The sequence below is a fragment of the Pseudocolwellia antarctica genome (assembly GCF_049933045.1).
GTDB lineage: Bacteria > Pseudomonadota > Gammaproteobacteria > Enterobacterales > Alteromonadaceae > Pseudocolwellia.
On record NZ_CP187926.1, the window covers coordinates 1,028,428 to 1,043,541 of the forward strand.

Annotated in this window: 14 protein-coding genes; 10 read left to right on the top strand and 4 right to left on the bottom strand. The window is 37.0% G+C overall.

Annotation, left to right across the window (positions count from 1 at the left end):
• Positions 1 to 13: 13 nt before the first annotated feature.
• The 4 genes from aat to ald all read right to left on the bottom strand — a co-directional run bounded on the left by aat (position 14) and on the right by ald (position 4,155).
• Positions 14 to 718 (bottom strand): leucyl/phenylalanyl-tRNA--protein transferase, encoded by a 705-nt coding sequence (gene aat / locus ACPUVN_RS04495; protein WP_426357820.1) that lies wholly within the window; start codon positions 716 to 718, stop codon positions 14 to 16.
• A gap of 40 nt (positions 719 to 758) precedes the next feature.
• Positions 759 to 1,715: a thioredoxin-disulfide reductase gene (gene trxB / locus ACPUVN_RS04500; protein WP_426357819.1), complete on the bottom strand. Its 957-nt coding sequence runs from the start codon at positions 1,713 to 1,715 to the stop codon at positions 759 to 761.
• A gap of 306 nt (positions 1,716 to 2,021) precedes the next feature.
• Positions 2,022 to 2,861: an isopenicillin N synthase family dioxygenase gene (locus tag ACPUVN_RS04505; protein WP_426357818.1), complete on the bottom strand. Its 840-nt coding sequence runs from the start codon at positions 2,859 to 2,861 to the stop codon at positions 2,022 to 2,024.
• A 172-nt stretch (positions 2,862 to 3,033) separates the two neighbouring features.
• Positions 3,034 to 4,155, bottom strand: coding sequence for an alanine dehydrogenase (ald, locus tag ACPUVN_RS04510; RefSeq protein WP_426357817.1), 1,122 nt, complete (start codon positions 4,153 to 4,155; stop codon positions 3,034 to 3,036).
• A gap of 148 nt (positions 4,156 to 4,303) precedes the next feature.
• Between ald and lrp the strand changes: the two genes are divergently transcribed.
• The 10 genes from lrp to ACPUVN_RS04560 all read left to right on the top strand — a co-directional run bounded on the left by lrp (position 4,304) and on the right by ACPUVN_RS04560 (position 15,053).
• Positions 4,304 to 4,771: a leucine-responsive transcriptional regulator Lrp gene (gene lrp, locus ACPUVN_RS04515; RefSeq protein ID WP_426357816.1), complete on the top strand. Its 468-nt coding sequence runs from the start codon at positions 4,304 to 4,306 to the stop codon at positions 4,769 to 4,771.
• A 151-nt stretch (positions 4,772 to 4,922) separates the two neighbouring features.
• The gene (locus ACPUVN_RS04520; RefSeq protein ID WP_426370551.1) at positions 4,923 to 7,409 is read left to right on the top strand and encodes a DNA translocase FtsK; all 2,487 of its coding nucleotides are present in this window, start codon (positions 4,923 to 4,925) and stop codon (positions 7,407 to 7,409) included.
• A complete protein-coding gene (gene lolA / locus ACPUVN_RS04525) occupies positions 7,402 to 8,103 on the top strand; it encodes an outer membrane lipoprotein chaperone LolA (protein ID WP_426357815.1) in 702 nt (233 codons plus the stop codon). Before ACPUVN_RS04520 ends, lolA begins: the two co-directional genes overlap by 8 nt.
• Positions 8,090 to 9,451 (top strand): replication-associated recombination protein A, encoded by a 1,362-nt coding sequence (locus ACPUVN_RS04530; protein ID WP_426370053.1) that lies wholly within the window; start codon positions 8,090 to 8,092, stop codon positions 9,449 to 9,451. The genes lolA and ACPUVN_RS04530 overlap by 14 nt, the downstream gene beginning before the upstream one ends.
• The gene (gene crcB, locus ACPUVN_RS04535; RefSeq protein WP_426357813.1) at positions 9,432 to 9,833 is read left to right on the top strand and encodes a fluoride efflux transporter CrcB; all 402 of its coding nucleotides are present in this window, start codon (positions 9,432 to 9,434) and stop codon (positions 9,831 to 9,833) included. Before ACPUVN_RS04530 ends, crcB begins: the two co-directional genes overlap by 20 nt.
• Before the next feature lie 17 nt (positions 9,834 to 9,850).
• Positions 9,851 to 11,131: a serine--tRNA ligase gene (gene serS, locus ACPUVN_RS04540; protein ID WP_426357812.1), complete on the top strand. Its 1,281-nt coding sequence runs from the start codon at positions 9,851 to 9,853 to the stop codon at positions 11,129 to 11,131.
• Between the two features lie 142 nt (positions 11,132 to 11,273).
• Positions 11,274 to 11,759, top strand: a complete 486-nt coding sequence (locus ACPUVN_RS04545) for a TlpA family protein disulfide reductase (protein WP_426357811.1) — start codon at positions 11,274 to 11,276, stop codon at positions 11,757 to 11,759.
• A gap of 64 nt (positions 11,760 to 11,823) precedes the next feature.
• Positions 11,824 to 12,948 carry a M14 family metallopeptidase gene (locus tag ACPUVN_RS04550; protein ID WP_426357810.1) on the top strand — a complete coding sequence of 375 codons (1,125 nt, stop codon included), beginning with the start codon at positions 11,824 to 11,826 and terminating at the stop codon, positions 12,946 to 12,948.
• A gap of 203 nt (positions 12,949 to 13,151) precedes the next feature.
• Positions 13,152 to 14,636 carry an alanine/glycine:cation symporter family protein gene (locus tag ACPUVN_RS04555; protein ID WP_426357809.1) on the top strand — a complete coding sequence of 495 codons (1,485 nt, stop codon included), beginning with the start codon at positions 13,152 to 13,154 and terminating at the stop codon, positions 14,634 to 14,636.
• Positions 14,637 to 14,726: 90 nt separating this feature from the next.
• A complete protein-coding gene (locus ACPUVN_RS04560) occupies positions 14,727 to 15,053 on the top strand; it encodes a hypothetical protein (protein WP_426357808.1) in 327 nt (108 codons plus the stop codon).
• The last annotated feature ends 61 nt before the right edge of the window (positions 15,054 to 15,114 follow it).

A 15,114-nucleotide genomic window follows, 5' to 3' on the forward strand; every position in this document is an offset into this window, starting at 1 on the left:
GGTTACTTTGCAGTTAGTTAATTTCTTGTGGTAGCCAAAAGTCTTCAGGAACTGTCATTGATAAATGTTTTTCCTGTAGTGCAATAAAATAGTCTCGAGAAACTTCCGTACAGCCCATATCTTCTAAAAATGGATTTAACATCTGACAATCTATCATGCCGATGTTAACGCTTTCTAAGTGTTGTGTTAAGGCTACAAGTGCAATTTTAGAGGCATTACTTACTTTATAGAACATAGACTCGCCTGAGAAATATCCGTTCACTGCTACGCCATACAGGCCGCCAACTAATTCATCATTTTGCCATACCTCAATACTGTGAGCATGACCTTGTTGATGTAATTGTTTATAAGCATTACTCATGTCGGACACAATCCAAGTCCCTTCTTTTCTAAAAGGTGCATCAGCACAAAGGTTGATAACTTGATTAAAAGCTTTATTGATTGAAACGGTGAAGTTCTTTTGCTTTAGCACTTTTCTTAAGGTTCGGTTTATTTTAATCGAGGACGTGGTAATGATAGCTCTAGGATCAGGACTCCACCACATAATCGGCTCGCCATTTGAATACCAAGGAAAAGCACCATGAGCATATGCGCTACATAAACGTTCAACACTTAAGTCGCCACCCATGGCAAGTAAACCATTAGGTTCGGTTAAGGCATTTTCTAGAGGAGGGAATACCAAACTCTCGTTGCTAAGTAATTCAAGAGTTTGGTTCATATCAATAGACTTATCGTTATTAATAGAGTGATATTAAGGATTAAGAGTTTTTAGCATCTAAATAACGTTCAGCATCTAATGCAGCCATACAGCCAGCACCAGCAGAAGTGATTGCTTGACGGTAAATATGGTCAGCTACGTCACCAGCAGCAAATACACCTTCAACACTTGTTTGTGTTGCATTGCCTGATGTACCACTTTGAATCGTTAAGTAACCATCTTTCATATCTAATTGATCTTTAAATATATCAGTATTTGGTTTGTGACCAATGGCGATGAACGTGCCCATTACTTCTAAATCTTCAGTTTTATCAGATTTAGTGTCTTTTAATCGAATACCTGTAACACCCATGTCGTCACCTAATACTTCGTCTAGGGTACGGTCTAAATGTAGAACTATTTTACCTTCTTCAACCTTTTTGTATAAACGGTCAGCAAGGATTTTCTCAGAACTAAATGTGTCACGTCTGTGAACTAAATGTACTTCTGAAGCTATGTTAGCTAAGTATAATGCTTCTTCAACAGCCGTATTACCACCACCAACAACAGCAACTTTTTGGTTACGGTAAAAGAAACCATCACAAGTAGCACATGCTGAAACACCTTTACCCATAAAAGCTTCTTCAGAAGGTAAACCTAAGTATTGAGCTGATGCGCCAGTACAAATTATAAGTGCATCACATGTATATGAACCTACATCACCTTTTAATTTAAAAGGACGTACGCTGAAATCTACTTCACTTATGTGATCAAATATAATTTCAGTATCAAATTTTTCAGCATGCTTTTGCATACGATCCATAAGTGCTGGACCTGTTAAGTCGTCAGCATCACCTGGCCAGTTTTCAACTTCAGTTGTTGTTGTTAATTGTCCACCTTGCTGCATACCAGTGATCATTACAGGATTTAAGTTTGCTCGTGCCGCATATACTGCAGCAGTGTAGCCAGCAGGTCCTGATCCTAGGATAAGTAATGGACAATGTCTGGTTTCGCTCATGGTGTACTCCAAAAAATTGATAAAGGTAAAGAGAAAAATAAATATAAGATATTAATTGGGAGTTTAAGCAAAGATCACAAGAGGGTAAATTACTTTTTTGATAAATAAATCTTATAAGTGCAAGCTTATGTGTACAGCGATGGCATAGAATATCAAACGTATTATTAAATCAATCTACTTTATTCGTAGAATAAACGATCAAAAAAAAGGTGCTTATTTTAATAACTAGTTGTTTTAATTATTAAATAAATAACGATGTGATTGACCTTTATTATTGTGTAATTTCTTATATGCCATCAAAAATGGCTATTTAACGCCGAGTTCTTTTAATCTTTCTAAAAGGTAACTTTTTTGAGTATGTCGTTCAGATAGAACAACTTCACCACGAGGATGAAGAAATAATGGCAATGATATTCTGGATTTCTCACTCGCCTTTCCTGAAGGGTTAATTACACGATGGCTGGTTGAAGGAAAATAACCACCAGACGCCTCTTGTAACATATCACCAATATTAATAATTAAACTACCAAAATCAGATGGCACGTCTACCCATGAACCATCTTGTTGTTGTACTTGCAGTCCAGGCTCATTAGCAGCAGGTAATATAGTTAATAAGTTAATGTCTTCATGAGCTGCAGCTCTAACAGCTCCAGGCTCTTCATCACCGATAAGAGGAGGGTAATGTAAAATTCGTAATAAGGTATTCGGTGTATCTTTAATCATATTAGAAAGTTTTTCTGAATACTTTGAAGATACGGTTTCTGGGCTATATTTTTCTACCCAGTCAAGTAATTCAGCGGCAAGATCAGAAGCATTTTTATAATAAGTTAGTATTTCTTCTTTTAATTGCTCTGGTATTCTTCCCCAAGGATAAACGTGAAAATATTCCTTTATGTCTCTTTTAGCATGACCTTTAGCTGTTTCTGAAATTTCAGATGAAAAGTAACCGTCTTGTTTCTTCGGATCAAAACTTAATTCATGCTTTTCTTCAGTGCTAAAGTATTCATACCAATTTTTATAAATCGATTCAACAAGCTCTTGCTGAATAGGGTGGTTTATTAATACACCGAAGCCAGTTTCTCTTAAGCTTTGAACAAATAATTTTCCAGCATCTTTATCTTGATAATCGACAACCTGAATTTGCATGATTGGTTTCCTCTATATAATTTTTCATGTTTATTGGAATATAGCATAACCTAACCAAATGGTCAGTATTAAGGTTTATGTAAAAAAAAACCTCTGTTAAATATAACAGAGGTTCTTAAATACTATTTAAATAGCACCAACTAGTCGTGCTATTTAATTTGACTTCATTTTACTATAACGATGCAACTGCTTGTTCAGGAGCTACGTAGTCATAACCTAATACATCAGCAACTGGCTTGTAAGTGATTTTTCCACCTAAAACATTTAAGCCATTCATAAGATGAACATCATCAAGCATTGCTTGTTTAGCACCTTTGTTCGCTAAAGTAACAGCGAAAGGCATAGTTGCATTAGTTAACGCCATTGTTGAAGTACGTGCTACGCCACCAGGCATGTTAGCTACACAGTAATGTACTACATCGTCAACAACATATGTTGGATCTTGATGAGTTGTTGCTTTAGACGTTTCAAAACAACCGCCTTGGTCAATCGCAACATCTACAACTACAGCGCCTTTCTTCATCATTTTGATGTGTTCAGCACTTACTAGTTTAGGAGCAGCAGCACCAGGGATTAATACAGCGCCAATCACTAAGTCAGCTTCTACAATTAATTGATCCATAGCGTCAGCAGTTGAATAAACTGTTTTTAAACGACCATCGAATTCAACATCAAGTTGACGTAAACGAGGAAGTGAACGGTCAAGAATTGTAACGTCAGCACCCATACCAACAGCCATACGAGCTGCTTGAGTACCAACAACACCACCACCAACGATTAATACTTTTGCAGGAGCAACACCAGGTACACCACCTAATAATGCACCTAAACCGCCTTGTGCTTTTTCAAGAGCGTGAGCGCCAGCTTGAATAGACATACGTCCAGCAACTTCAGACATAGGAGCTAATAATGGTAAACCACCAGAAGCAGCAGTCACTGTTTCGTAAGCAATACAAGTTGCGCCAGAAGCAACTAATAATTCAGTTTGCTTAGGATCTGGTGCTAAATGTAAGTAAGTAAATAATACTTGGCCAGGGCGAAGCATTTTACATTCATTTGGTTGAGGCTCTTTTACTTTAATTATCATATCAGCAGTTGCAAAAATCTCTTCAGCTGTATCGATGATTTTTGCGCCAGCAGCTATGTACTGTTCGTTTTCAAAGCCAATTGATGCGCCGCCATTGTTTTCTACAATAACGTCGTGGCCGTTAACAGTTAACTCTTTAACACCAGCAGGTGTTAGGCCAATACGGTATTCGTGGTTTTTTATTTCTTTTGGTACACCGATGATCATAATTGTTTTCTCTGTTTTTTGTGAGTGTTTTATTTAAAGCTAGTATAGTTGTGTTTTACTGGATTAACCTGTCGTTATTTTATTTATATTGGAGTATTATCCTGTTTAGGTTTTATTCTTTAGATAAATATATTGTAAGGGTGTCTAGGTGAGAAAGTTAGATCGTATTGATAAAAATATACTTTATGAATTACAAAAAAATGGTCGATTATCTAATATCGATTTATCTAAGCAAGTAGGGCTAAGTCCAACACCCTGTTTAGAAAGAGTAAAGCGTTTAGAAACTGATAAGTTTATTCTAGGATATAGCGCCAAACTTAATGCTGATTACTTAGATGCAGCCTTATTAGTGTTTGTTGAAATTACATTAACTAAAACCAGCCCTGACGTGTTTGATGACTTTTCAAAAGCGGTTCAAACATTAGACGTAATACAAGAATGCCATTTGGTTTCAGGTAACTTCGATTTTTTACTTAAAACACGCGTAAAAGATATGTCAGCGTATCGAGAGTTACTTGGAGAAACTTTACTTAGGTTACCTTCTGTAAGCGAAAGTCGTAGTTATGTTGTTATGGAAGAAGTAAAAGCTAACAATGTGTTACCAATTAAACGCTAAAAAAATGTTAATATGGCCAATATTTTGTTATTTTATAAGGTATTAAATTCTTCTTTTTTTCATGGTAGATATATTGTCTCAGGAATCTTCTAAATTAAACGGCGTTCAACGCCTACTTGAAGCTGGCTTATTGGTTTCATGTGTTTTCGCTATGTACATGATGCTCATCTTATTCACTTTTGATTCGGCAGATCCTGGGTGGGCACAAACGGGTTATCAAACCGAAATTCGTAATATGGGTGGCGCTGTAGGTGCATACTTATCTGATCTACTTCTCAATCTGTTTGGCCTAGTGGCTTATACTCTACCTTTTGTTATTGCTTTAACGGGTTGGTTAATTTTCCAAAAATATCACAAATTAATGCAGCTTGATTACTTAACGTTAGGTTTAAAGTTTATTGGCTTTATTTTGTTGTACGTTGGTATAACATCTATAGCGAGTATGAACTTTGACGATATTTTCTATTTTTCTGCAGGTGGAATTATAGGAGATATATTAAGTAATACATTATTGCCTTACTTTTCATTTGTGGGCAGTACCTTAATTTTCCTTTTACTTTGCGGCACAGGCTTTGTGTTATTAACAGGTTTTTCATTACTCGCTTTTATCGACACTGTTGGTTTATATACCATACGAGGTATGCAGTATTTAGCTAATCTTCCTAGCTTATTAAAAGAACACTTTGGCACTTCAGGTACTGAAGAAACAGACAAAGTTGATACAACAGAACCTGAAAAAGTAGCTATAGAAGATAAAACACCTTCGGCACCTTCTAAATTCAAACAGAAAATATCGAGTGTAGCCGCGAAAATCACCGCGAAGAAAGAGCCATCAGACATCGAGAAAAATAAAGACGATGTTGAACATGCCTTCTCATCTCTTTCGGCTAAAAATAGCGATGAAATGATCAGCCCAAGTAACAATGACATTCCATATCAGTTAGACGATGAGCTTGAACCTTTTGTTGATATTAACGACATCATGGGTGAGCCATTAGCAATTAATGTTCAAGAGCATGTAAATGCTGATGAAATTACAGCTGCTTTTGAAGATGTAGAAAAGATAGTAATGCCCGTTTCCACTAAGCCAGCAGCTCAATCGCCATCTACAGAAATAAAAGACAAGTACAAAGGAATGCCTGGACTTGACTTATTAGATCGCCCAGACCGTGCCAAACACCCCATTGATCAAGAACAACTCGATCGAGTTTCTCGCTTAGTCGAAGAGAAATTACTTGAGTTTGGGATTATAGCCGAAGTGGTTGGTATTTTCCCTGGACCGGTAATTACCCGGTTTGAATTGAATTTAGCCCCAGGCGTTAAAGCCAGTAAAATCACCAACTTATCGAAAGATTTAGCTCGGTCGCTATCAGCAAAAAGTGTTCGTGTTGTTGAAGTTATCGAAGGTAAGTCTGTGATCGGTATCGAATTACCGAACAAACACCGTGAAACCGTATTCTTTGCCGACGTTATTTCTTGTGATAAATTCTCTGAGTCAAGATCAAATTTGGCGATGGCCATTGGTAGTGATATATCAGGAGAGCCTGTTATTGCTGACCTAGCTAAAATGCCACATCTACTCGTTGCGGGTACCACAGGCTCAGGTAAATCTGTTGCAGTTAATACCATGATTGTCAGTATTTTATATAAATCTTCGCCTGAAGATGTACGTATGATCATGATAGATCCCAAGCAAGTAGAATTATCAGTTTACGACGGTATACCTCATTTATTATCTGAGGTAGTTACTGACATGAAAGAAGCAGCAAATGCGTTGCGTTGGTGTGTAGGAGAAATGGAGCGACGTTATCAGTTAATGTCAAAGCTTGGTGTCAGAAATCTTAAAGGTTATAACGACAAAGTTGCTAAGGCGATAGAGGCCGGTGAACCGTTAATTGATCCTTTATGGGAACCCAAGGATGCCTTTAGCCAAACACCACCCTTATTAACAAAACTGCCGTCAATTGTGATTATTGTTGATGAGTTTGCTGACATGATGATGATTGTAGGTAAAAAAGTTGAAGAACTTATTGCCCGTATTGCACAAAAGGCACGTGCTGCAGGTATTCATTTAATTCTAGCGACGCAACGTCCATCTGCTGATGTTATTACGGGGTTAATTAAAGCCAATATTCCGACGCGTATGGCGTTAAGAGTTCAATCTAGAATAGAATCGCGCATCATTTTAGATCAACAAGGCGCAGATCAACTCTTGGGCATGGGTGATATGTTTTATTTACCGCCAGGTGAAGCTGTACCCATTCGAGTACATGGCGCTTTTGTTGATGACCATGAAGTACATGCAGTGGTTAGTGATTGGAAATCAAGAGCAGAGCCTAATTATATTGAAGATATTCTGTCAGGCGGTAGCGATCAAGAAATTTTATTACCCGGTGAAGTTTCAGAAGGCTCTGAAGATGAAGAGCTAGATACTTTATTTGATGAAGCCGTTAACTTTGTTACTGCATCACGCCGAGTATCTATTTCAAGCGTACAACGTAAATTTAGAATCGGGTATAACCGAGCGGCACGTATTGTTGAACAAATGGAAATGCAGGGCATAGTAACCACACCAGGTAATAACGGCGCTCGAGAAGTATTAGCTCCGCCTCCTATTAAGGATTTTAACGATGAATAAAAAGAATTTTACAATAGCTGCGCTAGTTTTATCTATTAGTCAGTTTATTACATTACCGAGTAGTGCTGCTGATTTGAGTCTTCCACCTGTTGCTAAAGAAGCTGTAGTTCAACAAGTTAATACACTTGCTACAACTTCAGTGGAATACAAAAAAGAATTGATGGAAAAACTGAGTCACATTAATCAATTTAGCGCAGTGTTCGAACAAGAGATTATTGATAATGAGGGTAACATTCTTCAAACAGGTGGCGGCGATTTAGCCGTTAAACGTCCTAATCTAGTGCATTGGAATACCACATCGCCAGATGAATCTTTGATTGTATCTGATGGTGAATCTATTTTTCTGTTTGACCCATTTATAGAACAAGTAACCGCTTATAAACTTGACGGTGCTATCGCGAATACACCTATTTTGCTGATCACGAGTAATGACACCGCATTATGGGAACAATACTCAGTAAGCCGTTCATCAGCTAACAATTATGTAATACATGCTAATGATGTAAATAGCCGTATTAAAACCTTAGAAATTAACTTTAATGATAAAAGTGAATTATCAGGTTTTACCTTTCTTGATGTCACAGGGCAGTTAAGTAAAGTATCACTTAACAATATGAACTTATCGACAAATTTAGATCCATCACTATTTACATTTACTATTCCTGAAGGCGCTCATTTAGATGACCAGCGCTAATGGCACTCTTGATTTAAGTTTTCAAGAAGATCCTCCATTTCTTCCGCTTGCCGCTAAATTACGACCTAAAACCTTAGCTGATTATGTTGGTCAAGAACATATACTCGGTATGGGAATGCCATTACGTCTTGCTGTTGAGCAGGGGCGTTGTCATTCTTTAATTTTTTGGGGCCCACCAGGTACAGGTAAAACCACATTAGCTGAAATTATTGCTAGCCATTCTAATGCGGAAATTGAACGTGTGTCTGCAGTAACCTCTGGTATTAAAGAAATACGTCAAGCTATTGATAGTGCAAAGCAACGTGCTATTCATCAGAAAAAAAGAACGGTTTTATTTGTTGATGAAGTCCATCGTTTCAATAAAAGTCAGCAAGATGCTTTCTTACCTCATATTGAAGATGGCACTATTATTTTTATTGGTGCGACAACTGAAAATCCCGCTTTTGAGCTTAACCAAGCGGTATTATCTCGAGCCAGAGTTTATACCCTTAAAAAGCTTAGCGAAGAAAACTTAGCGGTCGTATTAGCCAAAGCCATTCAGTTTGAAGAAAGCCGTGCAGCGACCCAATTAAAAATTAAAATAGATGAAGGTGCAAAAAAACAACTTTTTGCAAGCGCTAGTGGAGACGCTCGTCGCTTACTTAATCTTTTTGAAAACAGCTTAGAAGTTATTGAAATCCTTAATCAGCAAAAACATATTAATATTGAAACCGTTATTAAAGTCGCTGGCGATAAAATTGCTATGTACGATAAAGGTGGCGATGCTTTTTATGACTTAATTAGCGCTTTTCATAAGTCGGTACGTGGTTCAGATCCCGATGCTGCGTTGTATTGGTATGCCCGAATATTAACAGGCGGTGGCGACCCGTTATATGTAGCGAGGCGTTTACTTGCCATTGCCAGTGAAGACATTGGTAATGCTGACCCTAGAGCTATGCAACTAGGACTAAATGCATGGGATACTTTTCATCGCGTTGGACCAAGCGAAGGTGAGCGGGCAATTGCACAAGCTGCTGTATATATGGCATTAGCACCAAAGAGTAATGCTGTTTATATGGCGTTTAATAATGCTAAAGAACTTGCTAAACAGACTTCAGATCTTGATGTGCCTTTTCATTTGAAAAATGCCACAAGTTCCATTACCAAAGACTTAGGTCATGGTGCTGAATATCGATATGCTCATAACGAACCTAATGCTTTTGCTGCGGGTGAATGTTATTTACCGCCTGAAATTGCTAGTACACAACTTTATGAACCCACAGATCGCGGCTTAGAAAAACAGCTGAGAGAAAAACTCAATTATTTGAATTCACTCAATAGGAATAGTAATGAGCACAGGTATAAGTAATTTATCACTCTACCTTTTTGTCGCATTAGGTGGCGCATGTGGTGCCAGTTTACGATTTTTTGTTTATCAATTAATTTTGAATTGGGGAGGAAAAGGATTCCCTTTTGCGACGCTGGCGGTTAATATTTCGGGTTCTCTTGTAATGGGAGTGTTATACGGACTCATTGAACAAGGTATTATTGAAATTTCCGTCTACCGAACCCTTATTGGTGTTGGGTTTTTAGGGGCTTTTACTACCTTTTCAACATTTTCATTAGATACCGTGTTGATTTTACAACAGGGTGAATATATCAAAGCGATAATGAATGTTTTTCTTAATGTTGGCTTATGTATTGTAGCTGCAGCATTAGGTCTATTCCTTGTCTCCATTTTTAACAAATAAAGAAAACGTGACTTCTCATGCTAGATCCAAAATTATTTAGAACAGATATTGAAAAAACAGCTGAATTATTAGCTTTACGTGGTTATCAACTTGATACAGCAACATTGTCAGAGCTTGAATCAACACGTAAAGAAATACAGGTTAAAACTCAAGATTTACAAAGCCAACGTAATACGCGTTCAAAATCGATTGGACAAGCAAAATCACGTGGTGAAGATATTCAGCCATTACTAGCTGAAGTGAGCCAATTAGGTGATGAACTTGAAGCAGCTAAAGAAGAGCAGAATGTAATTCTACAAAAGATTAATGACATCACTGCAGCAGTACCTAACTTAATTCATGAATCAGTACCGCAAGGTAAATCTGAAGATGATAACGTTGAAATTAAACGTTGGGGTACGCCACGCGAATTTGATTTTGAAGTTAAAGATCATGTTGATCTTGGTGGCTCAATAGGCAATGGTTTAGACTTTGAAAGTGGTGCTAAACTGGCAGGAACACGTTTTGCTGTAATGCGTGGCAATATTGCTAAGTTACACCGTGCATTAGCTCAGTTTATGCTAGATACGCATAGTGAAGAGCATGGCTACGAAGAAATGTATGTACCTTACTTAGTGAATCACGATTCGCTTTTTGGTACAGGTCAGTTACCTAAATTTGGTGAAGACTTATTTCATACCGATTTAAACAATAAAACTTTCTCACTTATTCCTACAGCTGAAGTTCCGCTAACGAATCTTGTTAGAGACGAAATTGTTGAAGAAGCTGACTTACCTATTAAAATGTGTGCTCATACACCATGTTTTAGAAGTGAAGCTGGTTCATACGGAAGAGACATTCGCGGACTTATTCGTCAGCATCAATTCGACAAAGTTGAAATGGTACAGATTGTTAAGCCAGAAGACTCTTTTGAAGCATTAGAGAAACTAACAGGGCATGCAGAAGCTATCCTGGAAAAACTAGGTTTACCTTACAGAACTGTAATTTTATGTACAGGTGATATTGGTTTTAGCGCAACAAAAACGTTTGATATTGAAGTGTGGTTACCTGCACAAAATACTTACCGCGAAATTTCATCATGTTCAAACATGGGCGATTTCCAAGCGCGCCGTATGCAAGCTCGTTACAGAAGTACTGATTCTAAAAAACCAGAACTTGTTCATACATTAAATGGTTCAGGTTTAGCTGTTGGTCGTACACTTGTTGCTGTGTTAGAAAACTATCAACAAGCAGATGGTAGTGTTGCCATTCCAGAAGTACTACAACCTTATATGAAAGGTTTAAAAAGCATAGGTTAATTCACATGTTTTAACCGACAAAAATCCGATGTTTATCATCGGATTTTTTTTGTTCAAAATAAAATGAATGTTAATTACAAAATTCTGGTCATATAGCTATCAAAGCTTTAAATTTTTTTGTTATTTTTATTAAGGACATGTCGTGGTACGTAATCTTGCTATTCAAGTGGTTATATTTGTAGGGATTTTTAATCTAGTTTCATGGTTTAAAACAACTTCAATGTTGTCGAATGATACGCAAATGACAGAGGAGTCATTGGTATTAAATACCATTATGAACACACCTGTTGAATTATTATCAAAAGATAAAAAAACGGTTATTTACTTTTTCGCACCTTGGTGTCAAATTTGTCATTTAAGTATTGAGAACTTAGAAGAGTTTTACTTAGAAAATCAAGATGTTAATGTTGTAGCTGTGGCTTTAGATTATATGGATGTTGATCAGGTAAGAGCGTTTACACAAGAGCACCAATTAACCTTTCCTATAGCATTGGGTACCGAGAAAATTAAACATAAATTTAGCATAGGTGCTTATCCTAGTTATTACGTTTTTGATGAAAATAATACGGTTATCTCTAAATCAGTTGGATATTCAACAGAAGCAGGAATGTATTTACGAATACTTTAGTACTTCTGCTTTGCTGAATGATTGTGTACACTGATATTTTTAAATTTCCGAAAGCTTATATTCTATGCAAATTACCTCTAATTTCGACAGTGGAAATATCCATGTCGTAGATGCTTCTAACCCGTCAAATATTCAATTAGAAATCAAGCAAGATCACCAATCAGAATACTTTCAATGGTTTCATTTCAAATTACATAATACTGAGCGTTGTGAGCATGTTCTAAATCTAACGAATGCGGGTCAGTCAGCTTACGTTAAAGGTTGGGAGAATTATCAAGCCGTTGCATCTTATGATCGCCAAGAATGGTTCCGTGTTCCAACAACGTTCGATGGTAAACAATTAAGTATTACCTTAACGCCTGAATATGATGCCGTTTATTTAGCTTATTTTTGCCCTTACAGTTACGAACGTCACCAAGATCTTCTTCATTCCGCCCAATTAAATACACACTGTCAGTTAGACGTTTTAGGTCAAACCTTAGATGGTCGTGATATGTCATTACTTGTTGTTGGTGAACCAGGTGCTGGTAAAAAGAATATATGGTTAACAGCAAGACAACATCCAGGCGAAACTATGGCTGAATGGTTTATGGAAGGACTTATCGATCGCTTACTTGATAACGACGATGGTGTAGCACGCGCTTTATTAAATAAAGCCGTATTCTATATTGTGCCTAATATGAATCCAGATGGTAGTGTTAGAGGTCATTTACGTACAAATGCCGCAGGTGTAAATTTAAATAGAGAATGGCAAACACCCACGCTAGATAAAAGCCCTGAAGTATTTTTAGTACGCGAGAAAATGCTAGCAACAGGTGTTGATCTATTTTTAGATGTACATGGCGACGAAGCGTTACCTTACAACTTTTTAGCCGGTGGTGAAGGTATTCCATCGTACGATGAGCGCTTAAAAAACTTAGAAGATAAATTTAAAGCCATTCTTTTAGCTGTAACGCCTGAATTTCAAGACGATAAAGGTTATGAGAAAGATGCACCTGGTCAAGCTAATTTAACTTTAGCGTCAAACTGGGTAGGCGAGCAATTTAAGTGTTTATCTTATACTATTGAAATGCCTTTTAAAGATAATGACTTATTACCTGATCCAAGTGTTGGTTGGTCTGACGAAAGAAGCAGTTTATTTGGACGCGACTTTTTAACCGCCATCTATCATGTAAGCGATGACATTTAAAAACCTTATTAAAAAATAATAAAATAAAAATCATAATTAGGAGAAAGTTTTAACGGGGGAATACAAGTCAGAGTTTTTTGGGAAAACTCATGTTTTTTAACAAATCATCTTTGTTAAAAGTGACTTTAATAGCTTATTCATTATGGTAAACATACTGTTTAAATGAAAAAAATAAGAACGATAAAAATAGGTAGGAGAATTTAGTGCAAGAATTAGTCAATACACTCAATAGTTTTATTTGGAGCCCAGCATTAATTTATTTATGTTTAGGTGCTGGCGTATTTTTTACTGTATTAACTCGATTTGTACAGTTACGCCAAATAAAAGAAATGTGGCGCTTGTTAATTTCAGGTAAAAGCTCAGCAAAAGGTATTTCATCTTTTCAAGCTTTAGCTGTTTCGTTGTCTGGTCGAGTAGGTACAGGTAACATTGCTGGTGTCGCAGCCGCAATCGGCTTTGGTGGTCCAGGTGCTGTATTTTGGATGTGGGTGGTTGCATTTTTTGGTGCAGCAACTGCTTATGTTGAATCTGCAAATGCTCAAATTTATAAAGAAGAAGATAACGGCGTATACCGAGGCGGTCCAGCTTATTATATTGAAAAGGCAATGGGACAAAAGTGGTATTCGTGGATATTCGCTTTATCTACCATATTAGCTTGTGGTGCATTACTTCCTACCGTTCAATCAAATAGTATTGGTGAAGCGGTTGTTATGGTATTTGGCACTGGCGATATTATTCATACTGTTATTGGTGAGATCGCTTTAACTAAACTGCTTACAGCTCTTGCCATCGTTTTAATGCTTGGTTTTATAATATTTGGTGGTATTAAACGTATCGCTAGCTTTACCCAAGTTGTTGTTCCATTCATGGCTTTTGCTTATATCATTATTGCTTGTGTGGTTCTTGGTTTACATATCGATCGTTTACCTAGCGTATTTATGCTAATTGTTAACGATGCCTTCTCTCCTATGGCGGGTATTGGTGCTGCAATTGGTTGGGGCGTTAAGCGTGGAATATACTCAAACGAAGCGGGTCAAGGTACAGGCCCTCATGCTGCAGCTGCTGCAGAAGTTGAGCATCCTGCACAGCAAGGTTTAGTACAAGCATTCTCAGTGTATATTGATACGCTATTTGTTTGTTCTGCAACAGCATTCATGATTTTGATCACTGAGTCTTATAATGTTCAATTAGAAGGTACGAGTAGCTTTATTGTTCAGAACATAGCAGGTGATATTGCAGCAAATAGTCCAGCGTTTACTCAAATCGCTGTAGATGGCATTTTTTCTGGCTTTGGTAAACCTTTCATTGCTTTAGCATTGTTCTTCTTTGCTTTTACTACCATTCTTGCTTATTACTTTATTGCAGAAAACAACGTTGCTTACATACGACGTACTGTAAAAATCCCAGGGATGATGTTTGCTTTAAAAGCACTTATTATGACGGCGACATTTTACGGAACGGTTAAAGCGGCAGATGTTGCATGGGGTATGGGCGATGTTGGCGTAGGCTTAATGGCTTGGTTAAATATTGTAGGTATTATTATTATATTCTTTATTGCTAAACCTGCTATTGCGGCATTAAGAGATTACGAAAATCAACAAAAAGCGGGTGTAAAAACATACACATTCGATCCTGAGTCGCTTGGAATTAAGAATGCTACATTTTGGGAAAAGAGATTTAAAAAATAATCTATAATTTTACCTAAAATCTTTAAATTAAACGCCCATCGAGGCGTTTTTTTTTGTAGAATACAGGGTAATTTATTGTGTGAGAATATTATGGCCGTAATTAATTGCCCTAGCTGCAAAAAGAAAATATCTGATAAAGCTAAAACTTGTAATCATTGCAATATGCAGATTTCAGGAATCGATCAAGATAAATTAGCGCTTATCAAGCAAACCAATGCGATTAAGCAACAACAAAGCTTAATGACGCACTCTTTCATTGCGATGTTGTTATTCTGTGGTGGCTTCTTATTCTTTTACTTAAAAGATGCTCAACCAGGAACTATTGAATACATAATATCAATTGCGAGCACGGTTTTAGGTTTTATTCTTTACCTTGTAACGCGCGTAAGACTTCTTCTTTTAAAGCGAAATAAGTAATCTGACCTCGAGATTAGGTTTAAAACGCGATCCGTATAAATGTCTTACAACGATGTTCATA